Consider the following 12689-nt stretch of genomic DNA (forward strand, 5'->3'; position numbering starts at 1 on the left):
GCGGGACGGCTCGATGGTTGCCGGGGGACGGGCCGTAGGTCAACACCGCGCACGCGTCTCCCGTGCCACCGGTGAGGTGCGGGGGACGGGTGCGGGCTGCTCGCTGGTTTGTCGGCCCGCGAACACGCGGGCTACGCGCTCACCGGTGCACCGGCCCAGGAGTCTGTGGCTCCGCTGGTTCAGGGGGCTCCCCGCACAGGTTCAGGACCGACTCTCACCGGTTGCGGAACGCGCCTCACCGGTTGAGGAACGGCGCGATCCGGTCCCGGAGCGAACGGGGGTCCAGGCTCTGCCCCGCCAGGTGCTCGTCGATCGAGCCGTAGCGGCGCAGCGATTGCCGCCCGATGCCCAGGCCGAGCACGCGGTGCGGCAGATCGGGGAGGGCGTCGTTGACGGCGGCCGTGGACGTCCCGGCCAGGTAGGGCTCGACGAGTACGACGTCGGCCCCGTTCGCCTGGCCGCCGAGCGCGGCCCGCAGGGAAGCGTCGTCGAAGGGCCGTACCGTCGCCGCGTACAGCACGGTCACGTCCAGCCCCTCGACCGCGGCCAGCACGTTGTCCAGCATCGGCCCGACCGCGACGACAACCCCGCCGCGCCCCTCGCGCACGGTGTGGAACCCCGGTCCGGAGACCGGCCGGGCCGTCGTGTTCGCGTGCGCCGAGAGCCGTACGTACACCTGGTCGTCCCCCGCGGCGACCGCGTGCCGCAGGAGGGCCTCGGCCTCGTCCGGGTGGCCGGGGACGTGCACGGTCCAGCCGTCGAGGGTGTCGAGGAGCGCCACGTCCCCGGGCGCCATATGGGTGCGGCCACCGGCCGGCCAGTCGTACGAGCCGCCCGTGCTGACCAGCACCCCGCCGGCGCCCTGGTGCTCGAAGTCCAGCTTGACCTGCTCGAAGGCCCGCTCCACGAGGAAGCTGGCGAAGGTGTGCAGCACCGGCCGCAGCCCGGTCAGGGCCAGCCCGGCGCCCGTGCCGATGAGCAGCTGCTCCCGGATGCCGACGTTGATCACCCGGTCGGGGTGGGCGCGCCGGGCGTCCGCGAACCCGGCCACGCCGATGTCGGCGAGCACGAGGGCGAGGCGCGGGTCGGTGTCGAGCAGCTGGGAGAGGGTGGAGGTGAAACGCTCGCGCATGGTGTCCATCGGGGGTGCCTTCCTGGGCTTCGCGCTCTGGGCTTCAGGCGTTCTTGGGGGCGACGCGGGCGACCACGGCGTGGGGCCTGCCGGGGTGCGGCGCGGTGAAGGCCGCGTGGAGGGCGTCGTGATCACGGCCGTCGACGGTGGCGGTGGACCACCCGGCCGCCTCGAAGCGGGACGCGATGCCACCGCGCCACCCGTGGGTGGCCGACGTGTTGTCGATGATCAAGGTGTGGAGCGCGTCGAGCCCGGTGGCCCCGGCGTAGGCGAGGGCCTCGTGGTTGCTGCCCTCGTCGAGCTCGGCGTCCCCGATCAGCACCCACACCCGGGCCCCGCCCCTGCCCTGGGCCCGCAGCCCCAGCGCCGTCCCCACGGCCAGCGGCAGCCCGTGCCCGAGCGAACCGCTGCCGATCTCGACGCCCGGCACCAGCATCCGGTCCGGGTGGTGCCCAAGCGGCGACTGGTACCCCCCGAACCCGCTCAGCCACTCCTCGGGGAAGAAACCCTTGGCGGCGAGCACCGCGTAGTACGCCATGGGCCCGTGCCCCTTGGACAACAGGAACCGGTCCCGGTCCGGCGCCTCCCGCAGCGCCGGAGAGACCCGCAGTACGCGGTCGTAGAGCACCCAGAGCGCGTCGAGCGTCGAGGTCGCGGCGGGCCCGTGCTTCTCGTCGCCGCTCATCAGGGTCATGAGCCGGGGGAGGTCGTCGTAGCTGAACAGAGGGGTTGTGCCGGCCGATGTCGTCATGTTGATCAGCGTGCAACCTCGACCAAACTTGAGGTCAATCCCCGACCGCCGGCCGACCCCCGCAAACCCGTGCGCGCCCGCCCCCTGAAGTGCGGTATTGTTCTCGTGCGCGGTCGGCGAGGGAAAAAATCCCGAGCCGGACAAGCACCGGGACGTGGCGCAGTTTGGTAGCGCACTTGACTGGGGGTCAAGGGGTCGTGGGTTCAAATCCCGCCGTCCCGACATGTGAAATCACCCTCTGATCTGGGAGAAATCCCAGGTCAGAGGGTGTTTTTCGATGTCAGGCCACGACCGCACTCAGCGGCACCGGGGCGAGGCGGCCGATGACGGCCTTGCCGTCGTCGGGTCGCGATCCCGGCTTGGCGTCGGGGAGGGCGCGGATGCCGATGGTGTAGATCAGCGAGAGGGGGTCCGTGGCGCCGGTGTTGAGGTGGGGCGAGGACGACACGACCAGTGTCCTGCCGTCGTCCTCCAGCCGGGTGTCGAGGTTGCCCGTCACGCGGGGCTTGGCGAGGTAGTAGCCGAAGGAGGCGGCACCGGTGTAGGCGAAGCCGGTCGGGGCGGTGAACCGCTGCTCGATGGTGCCGGGGTTGACCGGCTGGTTGTCGAGCGAGTGGATCTCCAGGTTGAACGTGGTGCTCTGACCGGGCGCGGCCGTCGGTACGGACTCCTGGACCGGGCGCAGCGCGGTCTCGTCCTGGGCGGAGCCGGTGACCTGCCCGGAGATCTGTACCGGGACGTGCCGGCCCACGCTCGCGGAGCCGTTGTCGTACCGGCCGGGTGTGGCGTCCGCCCGTGCCTGCACCGGGATGGTGTAGATCAGCGAACCGGTGTCGCTGCCCGTGGTGTTGACGTGCGGGTTGGAGGTGATGATCAGGGTCCGGCCGCCGTCCTCGATCCGGTAGTCGAGGTTGCCGGAGACGGCGCCGCTGATGGACCGGTAGTACGCGTAGCTGGGCTGGCCGGTGAAGACGAATCCGGTGGGCGCGGTGTAACGCTGGGGGATCACACCGGGGTTGACCGGTTGGCCGGTGGGCGAGAGGTACCGCATGTTGAAGGACGTCGACCGGCCGGGGCCCACCTCCGGGACGGTGTCCTGATAGATCGTCAGTGCCGTCTCGTCCTTCTCGGGCGAGGGGACGACCACGGTGACGGGCAGCTCGTAGGTGTTGTCCTTGAGGTTCAGATCGCCGCCGTACTGGATCTCCAGCGTGGAGGTGTACACGCCGGGCGGGGTGGTGGTGGGGGCGGCGACGCGGAACACCCCGTCGAGGGACCCGTCGTGGGGCATGAGCCGCTGCCCGGCGAAGGTGCGGCTGAGCCGCTGGCCCGTGGTGCCCGGGCCGCCGACGAGACCGTCCGCGAGGGTGAGCACCACGGTCACGTACTGGCCGTCGGCCGGGTTCGGGCCCCGGTTCTTGATCCGGGCGCCGAGGTCGAACTCGCGGCCGCGCGGCGTGGTGAACGGGTTGACGACCTCGCCGTACAGATCGGCGGCAGGCGGCGGCGGGGGCGTCATCCGCGCCACGTGCGTCACACCGCGCACGCGTTGGTTGCTGGCGTCACCGATGTAGAGGTTTCCGGCGCCGTCCAGGGCCACGCCGTAGGGGTTGTAGATCCTGGTGGCCACGGCCGGACCGCCGTCGTCCACGTACCCGGCGATGCCGTTGCCCGCGACCGTGGTGATGATGCTGTCGGAGGTCACTTTGCGGACGCGCTGGTTGGCCGAGTCGGCGATGTACAGGCTTCCGGCGTTGTCGATCGCCACGTCGCGGGGGTAGTAGAGCGTGGTGGCGATGGCGGGTCCGCCGTCGGACACGTATCCGGCGGTGCCGTTGCCGGCGACGGTGGTGATGATGCCCTTGGTGTCCACTTTGCGGACGCGGTGGTTGCCCCAGTCGGCGATGTACAGGTTCCCCGGCTCGTCCAGTGTGATGCCGTAGGGGAGGTAGAGCGGGGTGGCGGTGGCGGGTCCGCCGTCGGAGATGTATCCGGCGTTGCCGTTGCCCGCCACGGTGGTGATGATGCCCTTCGTGTCCACCTTGCGGACACGGTGGTTGCCGTAATCCGAGAAGTACAGATTGCCGGAACGGTCCACCGCCACTCCTGTGGGCCAGTTGAGGGGTGTGGCGGTGGCGGGTCCGCCGTCGGAGATGTATCCGGCGTTGCCGTTGCCCGCGACCGTGGTGATGATGCCTTTCGTGTCCACCTTGCGCACGCGGTGGTTGGCGCCGTCGGTGAAGTAGATGTTGCCCGCGTCGTCGAGCGTCACTCCGATCGGCTGGTTGAGCGGTGTGGCGGTGGCGGGTCCGCCGTCGGAGATGTATCCGGCGTTGCCGTTGCCGGCGACCGTGGTGATGATGCCACTCGGCGTGACCTTGCGGATCCGGTAGTTGTACCGGTCCGCGATGTAGAGGTTGCCGCTCTTGTCCAGGGCGAGGCCGGTGGGCTCGTAGAGCCGGGTCAGCGCCGCGGGTCCGCCGTCGGAGCCGTAGCCGGCGATGCCGTTGCCCGCCACGGTGGCGATGGCACCGTCGGGCAGGCCGCTGGGCTGTGGGCCGGTTCCGGCTGCTGTTGCTGTGGCCATGGTGGGCACTCCTGTCCGGGTCGGAGGATGTGGCCGGTCAGTGGTACGGGTGCCGGGCGGCCTATGGCCGCCCGGCCGTCGTCGTGGGTGCCTGGCGTGGCATCGGGCAGGGCATGGACGGAAAGCGCGCCCTCGCGCGTCAATTCCCTTTCGGTCGCGGCCGCGATTTCGTCCTCCCGCGTACATACGAGGGCCGCGCCTCCGGGGGGACAGGGGAAATCCGCACCGGAGGTGAGGCCCTCGTATGTACGCGGGATTCACCTGGCCACTGGCCGGCGGTCTCGCCGCCGCCCGCGTAGGTGCGGAGCCGGTTCCGGGAACGCGTGACGGACTGGTCGGCGCCATCGCCGCCGCGGCGGTGCCGTTGGGTTTCGTCGTGGCACGAGAGGTGTGCCACCGGCTCGCAGGGAAGGGGACACCCGCCCATGACCGCGCACCCGCCCCCGGCCTCGCACCGCGTCCCGTACGCCGCGCGGGGCGACGCGTCGTCGCCATGGCCCCACTCCTGGGGCGCGGGCGGCTCGGAAGCAGCGGCTCCCCTCGGCGCGCCATGGCGCCAACGCGCCTGTATCCAGAAGAACATGGCGAGAAAGGGACGATTGTTCGGGTAACGGGTCCGTAGGCTGGATCTCGCAGCGAATGGGCCGCGTTCGGCGGAGCGCGGTTCTGGGGCGCGAGCATCACGGGGGAACGGTGATCCGGATCCTGCTGGCCGAGGACATGCACATGGTCCGGGGGGCGCTGGTCGCGCTGCTCCGTCTCGAAGCGGATTTCGAGGTGGTCGCCGAGGTGGCGGACGGCAGGGGCATCATTCCCGCGGTACTGACCCTACGGCCGGACGTGGCGATCCTCGACATCCATCTGCCGGGCACCAACGGCCTCGACGCCGCCCGGCGGGTGAACGAGGTGGCGCCCGAGTGCAAGGTCGTCATCCTCACCGCCCTGGAGGAGCGGGGCACCGTCCGCAAGGCGCTCGACGCCCAGGTCAAGGGCTTCCTGCCCAAGGACGCGCCACCGGCCGAACTCGCCGCCGCCATCAGGACCGTGGTGTCGGGCAGGCGCGTGATCGACTCCCGGATACCCCCTGCCGCCTGGGAGAACGAGGACCGGCCCGCCGCCACGCCGGCCAGGGGCAGCCCCCTGACGGCGCGCGAGACCGACGTCCTGCAGCTCGCCGCCGACGGCAACTCCGCCCAGGAGATCGCGCGCGCCATGCACTTGTCGACCGGCACCGTGCGGAACTACCTGACGTCCGCCGTCACCAAGCTCACCGCACGGAATCGGCTGGACGCCGTCCGGATCGCGAGGGAGAAGGGCTGGATCCGCTGAGCTCCCGGGGCGGGCCGACCGGGCATTCCGCGCGGACGAGAAACCGGCCCCGGCCCTGGGGTCCCGCCCGGAAGACGCCCCCCGCCTCCTCCAGCCGGCGGGCCAGGTTGCCCAGCCCGCCGTCGCGGCGGCGGGCCATGCGGCGCCGGGCGTCCCCCGGCGCGCCGTCGTTCCACAGGGTCAGCACCAGCCGCTCTCCCGACGGGAGGACCGTGATGCGGCACTCGCGCGCCGCGCTGTGCCGCAGGATGTTGGTGACGCCCTCCCGTACCACGGTGGCCAGTACGGTGCCGGTCTCCTCCTTCCGGGACGGCCGGGCGTCATGGATCTGCACGGCGATGTCGGCCGCCTCCAGCACCCGGGCGGCGGAGCGGAGTTCGGCGGTGAGCGAGAGCCGGCGGTAACCCTGGGCGACGCACCGCACATCGGCGAGCGCCTGCCGTGAGATGTTCACCATCTCCCGCAGCTCCGCACGGGCGCGCCCGGCCTCCCCTTCGCTGCCCTCCTGCATCAGACGGCCCGTCAACTCCCCCTTGAGGGTGATGGCGGAGAGGCTGTACCCCAGCAGGTCGTGCAGGTCCCGCGAGACCCGGAGCCGCTCCTCCTGCACCGCGAGCCGGGCGATCTCGTCCCTGGCCCGCCGGAGTTCCACGCTCCACGAGGCCATCAGGGTCATCCCGTACACCATCAGGCCGTTCACCACGCAGGAGAGCACCCCGAGGCCGATGCCGAGCGGGTGCTGGCTGACCATCCAGGCGTAGGCACCGGTGAAGGCGGCCGTGGAGCAGAACAGTACGGCCGAGAGCGGCGGTTCGACGGCGAGCAGGATGGAGCCCGCCAGGAAGCCCGGCATCCCGGCCCAGGGGAGCCCCAGGACGGGCAGCAGGCCATAGGTGAGCGCGGCCTGGAGCGCGAGCGTCCACCGTCCGGCGCGGGCGCGGAACCGGGTCGCCCCCTCGGCGCAGTGCACGGCCTGGAGCGCCAGCACCAGGAGGAAGCCCGCGAGATACAGCACCGTGTGGGAGGGCTGGGGATGAGAGGTCAGGAGGTTGAGGAAGGCGAGAGTGCCCATTGCGGCCTGTACGGAGAGAATGATGCACGTGGCGAACCACTGCGGCGGTTCACCCTTGGCTGTAACCACCATGCGACCTGCCCGTCGAGTGATATTCCAGGGGTTCTTCCGGCACGCGGGGAGTTGCCTCCCCGGCAAGGCGAACCGACTCTAGCCCAGCGGCAGTTGAATGGTGACACCCCTCCGGATGATTCCGAAGCGCGGAATTGTGAATTCCTCACACGCGCGTGCTTGTTTCACCACCCACCCGGTGACGGCCTCACTGTCCGGCGGCCGGTGAGTGGTGGGAGCCTCGGGCCAGGACCGGATTCCACCTGATCGGAAGGCGTACATGGACATCGAAGTGCTGGGGGAGCTGGCGATGTACGAGAACGGGGCATCCATCGTGCCCAGTGCCGGGAAGCCACGGCAAGTTCTCGCCCTGCTCTCCTTGTGGTCGGGGCGCGTCGTCCCCGTGACGACGCTGATGGAAGAGCTGTGGGGCGACGAGATCCCCCGCAGCGCCGCCACCACACTGCAGACGTACATCCTTCAATTGCGCCGGCGTATAGGAGCCGCCCTGCGGCAGTCGTCGGCCGCCGGTGACCGCTCACCGAAGGACGTCCTCGCGACGGCCTTCGGCGGATACCGCATGACCGTCACCCCGGGCAGCTGCGACTGGACCCAGTTCCAGCAGTGGGCGGCACCGGGGCACAGCGCCCTCATGGCCGGGGACGCCCGCGCCGCCTCCGCGCACCTGACCCGGGCCCTCGCCCTGTGGCGGGGCCCGGCCCTCGTCGACGTCCCGGCCGGGCGGGTGCTGGGACTGGAGGTCCTCTACATGGAGGAGACCCGCATGCAGGCGCTGGAGGAACGCATCGAGGCCGACCTCCGGCTGGGCTATCACGCCGTGCTGCTGGGCGAGTTGCGCACCCTGGTCGCCCGCTACCCGCTGCACGAGAACTTCTGCGCTCAGCTGATGACGGCGCTGTGCCGCTCGGGCAGCCCCTGGCGGGCGCTGCAGGAGTTCCGGGAGCTGCGCGGGCGCCTCCGCCACGAGCTGGGCGTCGAGCCCTCGGCCCGCCTCCAGCGGCTCCACTGCGCGGTGCTCTCGGGCGCCCCCGAACTCGACGGGGAGCGGGCGTACGCGCAGGGGCGGCCCGCCTGAGACCGGTGCCCAGGGCGTCAGTCGAGGTGGTCGTGGGAGATGCTCCGGGACCGGGTGAGGACGCGCTCCCCGTCCACCTCCAGGACGTCGCGCACCACACAGCTGGGGGCGATCTCCGGCTCCCGCCGCCCCGGCCGGACGGTGACCACCAGCGCGTACACCGTCGAGTGGACGCTGCCGTCCGGCTGGGGAGTCAGGGCGACGTGGTCGAACCAGTGCCGCCGCCGGACCGGATCCCCGGCGAACCGCTCGTGGAACGCGACCAGTTCGGCGACGATAGCCGCCCGGCCCCGGGCCGGCGCGACGGCGGGGGAGTGCTGGAAGCTGCCGTCCTCCGTGAAGGTCAGCGCGTACTCCTCGAACCGGCCCGCGTCCAGGGCCTGCATCTGATGCGCGTAGAAGTGCTGGATCCGCGCGTGTACCTCGGTGTCGACGACGGGTGCGCTCATCGGTGCTCCTCGGGAGTGGCGTACGGGCCGCCGCCCAGCGTGGTGGCGCGGCCTCGAAACCCCCTCGAAGGGGCGGGCCCCCGGGCTCCACCCGGCGTCCACCTGTGCTCAAGGCGGCCTGCCGACCCTCGCGTCGACCGGACCGTGCCCACCGACGAGAAGACGGGACCGACAGACGCATGAGCGAGACGGAAACACCCGTGGCCCTGGTGACCGGAGCGACGAGCGGCATCGGCAAGGAGATCGCCCACCGGCTGGCCCGGTGGGGCGCCCGCGTCCATATCTGCGCCCGCGACAAGGGCGGACTCGACCGCGTCGTAGGCGAGTTGCGCGACGCGGGGGCCGAGGCCGACGGCGCCGTGTGCGACGTGTCCCGGCCCGGGCAGATCAAGGAGTACGTGCGGACGGCCGTCGACCGCTTCGGCCCCGTCGGCATCCTCGTCAACAACGCGGGCCGCAGCGGAGGCGGCGCGACGGCGGAGATCACCGACGAGCTCTGGTTCGACGTGATCGACACCAACCTCAACAGCGTCTTCCTGATGACCCGGGAAGTGCTCACCGTCGGCGGAATGCTGACGGCCGGGCGCGGACGCATCGTCAACATCGCCTCCACGGGCGGCAAGCAGGGTGTGGTGCACGCCGCCCCCTACTCGGCCTCCAAGCACGGCGTGGTCGGCTTCACCAAGGCGCTCGGCCTGGAGCTGGCCAGGACCGGCATCACCGTCAACGCGGTCTGCCCCGGATTCGTCGAGACGCCCATGGCGCAGCGCGTCAGGGAGCACTACGCCGGCATCTGGGGCGTCAGCGAGCGGGAGGCGCACGACCGCATCACCACCAGGGTGCCGATGGGCCGTTACGTCGAGCCCCGGGAGGTCGCCGCGATGGTCGAGTACCTCGTCGGGGACGATGCCGCGGCGGTGACCGCGCAGGCCCTGAACGTCTGCGGTGGACTGGGGAACTACTGATGGCCGCCCCCGCGCGCGTCGCCCTGGTGACCGGCTCCTCCTCGGGGATCGGCCGGGCCGTCGCCGGCCGGCTCGCCGCCGAGGGCATGCGGATCGTCGTCAACTCCGCCCGCTCCACCGAGGCCGGCGAGAAGGTCGCCCGCTCCCTGCCGGACGCGGTCTACGTCCGGGCCGACGTCTCCGACGAGGACGAGGCACGCCGCCTGGTGTCGTCCGCGGTCGAGCACTACGGCCGCCTCGACCTCTTGGTCAACAACGCGGGCGGCACCCGCGTCATCCCCCACGCCGACCTGGAGGCGGCCACCGCCGAGGTGTGGCGGGAGATCCTCGGGCTCAACGTGGTCGGCACCTGGCAGACGACCGTCGCGGCCATGCCCCACCTGACGCGGACGGGGAACGGGGCGGTGGTGAACATCTCCTCCGTCGCCGGCAGCCGGCCCGCCGGCAGCTCCATCCCCTACGCGGTGAGCAAGGCGGCCATCGAGCACATGACCCGCCTGCTGGCCAACACGGTCGGCCCCCGGGTCCGTGTCAACGCCGTCGCCCCCGGCCTGATCGAGACGGCCTGGACCCGCGACGACGCGTTCTTCGCGCCGATCGCCGAGAAGGTGCGCCAGGGCACCCCGCTGCGGCGCGTCGGCCTGCCCGAGGACGTGGCCGAGGCCGTGCTGGCCCTGGCCGACGCGGCGTACACGACCGGGCAGGTGCTGCTGGTCGACGGCGGCGCCCACCTGATCTGACGGAAACCGACCCGACGGAGGAGGGGCCATGCGGCTCGGTGCCACCATCCCGTACCAGGAGGCGGCGCAACTCGCGTGCGCAGCAGAGGAGTTGGGGTACGACGTCCTGCTGGCGCCCGAGGGCTATCGCTCCGACGCCGTGAGTGTGCTGGGGCTCCTCGCCGGAGCCACCCGGCGCATCGGCCTCGCCTCGGGCGTCATGCAGATCCCGGCGCGCCCGCCCGGCGCGACGGCGCTCACCGCCGCCACCTTGGACGCCCTCAGCGGCGGCCGGTTCCGGCTGGGCCTCGGGGTCTCCGACCCCGCCGTCTCCCAGGGCTGGTACGGCGTGCCGTTCGACCGGCCGCTGGCCCGCACCCGGGAGTACGTCGACATCGTGCGGCGTGCCCTGGCCGGCGGGCCGGTGACCTACGAAGGCGAGCACTACCGGCTGCCCGACCCCGCGGGCGGCGGGGCCGCGCCGCTGCACCTGCGCACGGAGCGCTCCGGCCGGAGCGTCCCCGTCTATCTGGCGGCCGTCGGCCCGCGCGCCCTGCGGCTGGCCGGTGAGGTCGCCGACGGCTGGATCGGGGTGTTCACCCCGCCCGAGTCGGTCGCCCGGGCGGTCGCCGCGATCCGGGAGGGGCGGCGGTCCGCCGGTCTCGGCATGACGGGCTACGACGTACTGCCGAGCCTGCCGGTCGCGGTCGCCGACGACGTGGGCACCGCGGTGGACAGCCTCCGCGGCCAGTACGTGTACCTGCTGGGGATCGGCGACCCCGAGCGGAACGTGCACTGCGGGCTGGCGCGGCGGCTCGGCTACGGGCCGGCCGTCGACCTGCTCCGCGAGCGGCTCGCGGCCGGTGACCGCAAGGGCGCCGCGGCCGCCTTGCCGGAGGAGTTCGTCGACCGCACCGCCCTGGTCGGCCCCGTGCCCAGGCTGGCCGAGCGGATGAGCGCCTACGCCGAGGCGGGGGTCACCACGCTGGGGGTGATGGTGTCGGCGGCCGCCGCGACGCCGGACGGACGTGTCCGGATCCTGCGCGCGGCGGCCGAGGCGCTCGAACTGGCGGGCGTGGCGTCATGAACGCGGCCCGCCGGGCGTGACCGTCAGCAGCGGGGACCGGTCGGGGTAGCCCACGACCGTGCCCCGCCTGCCGTCCGAGTGCCGGGCCCAGCGGTAGCTCCACGCCGGGTCGTCGAACGACGACCCGGCGAGCTCCGTGCGCACGGCGGCACCCCTGCCGCCGGCCCGCAGCGTCCACCGCAGGCCGGGGAGGGCGAAGGGCGCGCCCGGACCGAACGGCCCGGGCGCGCGCAGCAGGACGCCTCCGGCCGCCGGCCCGACGCGGGCGTCCGCCGCGGACACGCCGCCGCCCGTGAGCGCGTACCCCAGCACCCGGGCCCCGGCCGGCGTGGCGAAGCGGAGCGCGATATCGCTGATGCCGCTGCTGAGCCGGGGGCTGAAGGTGATCGGCTCCATCGCCAGGACGACGTCGAACTCCTCGTCCGAGGGCACCGACCGGGGCGCGGTGGCCGTGAAGTGCAGGGTGTAGGGGATCGTGTGGTCGTCGCCGTCCGGCTCGGTGTGGACCCGGCAGGTCAGGGACAGCGTGAGGGTCGTCTCCACGGTCAGTCCTCCCGGACGGCCGCGGCCAGCCCGCTGAGCCGGTCCCGGTCGGGGGCGGGTGCCGGACCGCCGCGGCCGTAGCGCTCCAGCAGCGCCGCCCGGGTCGGTGCGTCCCGTACGGTCCAGCCGTGGCCCGCCAGCCAGCCGGCCGGGTCGTCGAGCGTGGACAGCCAGGAGGCCCCCAGCCCGTCGAGGGTGTCGGACGTCCCGGCCAGGCTGCCCCGCTTGGTCTCCGGGTCCAGGTGGTCGAGTGCCAACTCCGAGCCTGGGGCGGAGAGGTGTCCGATGCGCTCGGCCAGCAGGTCGTTGTCCGCCGCCGGGAGATAGGGCAGCAGCCCCTCGGCCAGCCACGCCGTGGGCACCTCCGGGTCGAAGCCGGCCGCGCGCAGCGCCGGGGCCCAGTCCTCGCGCAGGTCGGCCGCCAGCACCGTGCGCCGGCAGGAGGCGGCCGCTCCCTCCCGGGAGAGCACCTCCTCCTTGAAGGCCAGCAGGGCCGGCAGGTCCAGCTCGAAGAGGCGCGTCCCGGGCGGCCAGGGCAGCCGGAACGCGCGGGTGTCGAGCCCGGCGGCGAGGAGCACCACCTGCCGTCGGCCACGCTCCGCGCTGCCCAGGAGATAGTCGTCGAAGAAGCGGGTGCGTATCGCGACGTACCCGCTGAAGGCCCCCATGCCGGCCACGGCGCTCGCCCCGGCCGCGTCCACGAAGGCCTGTGCGTACGGATCCTTGAACAGCCCGTCCGCGCGGCCGCTCTCCACGGCCCGGCCGACGGCGATGCCGACGGCTGTCAGGCTGACACCGGTGGGCATGTCGCGTCCGGTGGCGCTACCGTTCATCCCGACTCACCTTTCCTTCCCGTTTCGTCCTGTTTTCTTCCCGTGCTCTCCCGCCGTGCGCGCGGGCTGCCGCGG

12 protein-coding genes and 1 tRNA gene are annotated in these 12689 nt (G+C 72.5%); 6 read left to right on the forward strand and 7 right to left on the reverse strand.

Annotation, left to right across the window (positions count from 1 at the left end; all coding sequences use genetic code 11):
• Nucleotides 1-235: 235 nt before the first annotated feature.
• Complete coding sequence (locus AB0435_RS06960) at nt 236-1141, reverse strand: transketolase (protein ID WP_366003830.1); 906 nt, start codon at nt 1139-1141, stop codon at nt 236-238.
• Nucleotides 1142-1175: 34 nt separating this feature from the next.
• Nucleotides 1176-1883 (reverse strand): transketolase, encoded by a 708-nt coding sequence (locus tag AB0435_RS06965; RefSeq protein ID WP_366426387.1) that lies wholly within the window; start codon nt 1881-1883, stop codon nt 1176-1178.
• Nucleotides 1884-2031: 148 nt separating this feature from the next.
• On the opposite strand from AB0435_RS06965, the gene AB0435_RS06970 reads away from it, so the two are divergent.
• Nucleotides 2032-2105, forward strand: a tRNA-Pro gene (locus AB0435_RS06970).
• Nucleotides 2106-2163: 58 nt separating this feature from the next.
• On the opposite strand, the gene AB0435_RS06975 is transcribed toward AB0435_RS06970, so the two are convergent.
• Complete coding sequence (locus AB0435_RS06975) at nt 2164-4470, reverse strand: NHL repeat-containing protein (protein WP_366426388.1); 2307 nt, start codon at nt 4468-4470, stop codon at nt 2164-2166.
• Between the two features lie 693 nt (nt 4471-5163).
• Between AB0435_RS06975 and AB0435_RS06980 the strand changes: the two genes are divergently transcribed.
• Complete coding sequence (locus AB0435_RS06980) at nt 5164-5799, forward strand: response regulator transcription factor (RefSeq protein WP_366003827.1); 636 nt, start codon at nt 5164-5166, stop codon at nt 5797-5799.
• On the opposite strand, the gene AB0435_RS06985 is transcribed toward AB0435_RS06980, so the two are convergent.
• The gene (locus AB0435_RS06985; protein ID WP_366426389.1) at nt 5738-6871 is read right to left on the reverse strand and encodes a histidine kinase; all 1134 of its coding nucleotides are present in this window, start codon (nt 6869-6871) and stop codon (nt 5738-5740) included. The genes AB0435_RS06980 and AB0435_RS06985 overlap by 62 nt on opposite strands.
• A gap of 331 nt (nt 6872-7202) precedes the next feature.
• Between AB0435_RS06985 and AB0435_RS06990 the strand changes: the two genes are divergently transcribed.
• A complete protein-coding gene (locus tag AB0435_RS06990) occupies nt 7203-8018 on the forward strand; it encodes an AfsR/SARP family transcriptional regulator (RefSeq protein ID WP_366003825.1) in 816 nt (271 codons plus the stop codon).
• 17 nt (nt 8019-8035) lie between these two features.
• On the opposite strand, the gene AB0435_RS06995 is transcribed toward AB0435_RS06990, so the two are convergent.
• On the reverse strand, nt 8036-8467 hold the full coding sequence (locus tag AB0435_RS06995; RefSeq protein ID WP_366003824.1) for a nuclear transport factor 2 family protein: 432 nt from the start codon (nt 8465-8467) through the stop codon (nt 8036-8038).
• Between the two features lie 179 nt (nt 8468-8646).
• Between AB0435_RS06995 and fabG the strand changes: the two genes are divergently transcribed.
• From fabG to AB0435_RS07010, 3 genes are read left to right on the forward strand one after another with little or no spacing between them, the layout of a single operon-like run.
• Nucleotides 8647-9432 (forward strand): 3-oxoacyl-ACP reductase FabG, encoded by a 786-nt coding sequence (gene fabG, locus AB0435_RS07000; RefSeq protein ID WP_366003822.1) that lies wholly within the window; start codon nt 8647-8649, stop codon nt 9430-9432.
• Nucleotides 9432-10172 carry an SDR family oxidoreductase gene (locus AB0435_RS07005; RefSeq protein WP_366003821.1) on the forward strand — a complete coding sequence of 247 codons (741 nt, stop codon included), beginning with the start codon at nt 9432-9434 and terminating at the stop codon, nt 10170-10172. Before fabG ends, AB0435_RS07005 begins: the two co-directional genes overlap by 1 nt.
• Before the next feature lie 28 nt (nt 10173-10200).
• Nucleotides 10201-11238 (forward strand): LLM class flavin-dependent oxidoreductase, encoded by a 1038-nt coding sequence (locus AB0435_RS07010; protein WP_366003820.1) that lies wholly within the window; start codon nt 10201-10203, stop codon nt 11236-11238.
• Here AB0435_RS07010 and AB0435_RS07015 read toward each other — a convergent pair.
• Both AB0435_RS07015 and AB0435_RS07020 read right to left on the reverse strand, forming a co-directional pair.
• On the reverse strand, nt 11233-11781 hold the full coding sequence (locus tag AB0435_RS07015) for a hypothetical protein (protein ID WP_366003819.1): 549 nt from the start codon (nt 11779-11781) through the stop codon (nt 11233-11235). The genes AB0435_RS07010 and AB0435_RS07015 overlap by 6 nt on opposite strands.
• Before the next feature lie 2 nt (nt 11782-11783).
• Nucleotides 11784-12614, reverse strand: a complete 831-nt coding sequence (locus AB0435_RS07020) for an SAM-dependent methyltransferase (RefSeq protein ID WP_366003818.1) — start codon at nt 12612-12614, stop codon at nt 11784-11786.
• Nucleotides 12615-12689: the final 75 nt, after the last annotated feature.

The sequence above is a fragment of the Streptomyces sp. NPDC051173 genome (assembly GCF_040689515.1).
Lineage (GTDB): Bacteria > Actinomycetota > Actinomycetes > Streptomycetales > Streptomycetaceae > Streptomyces.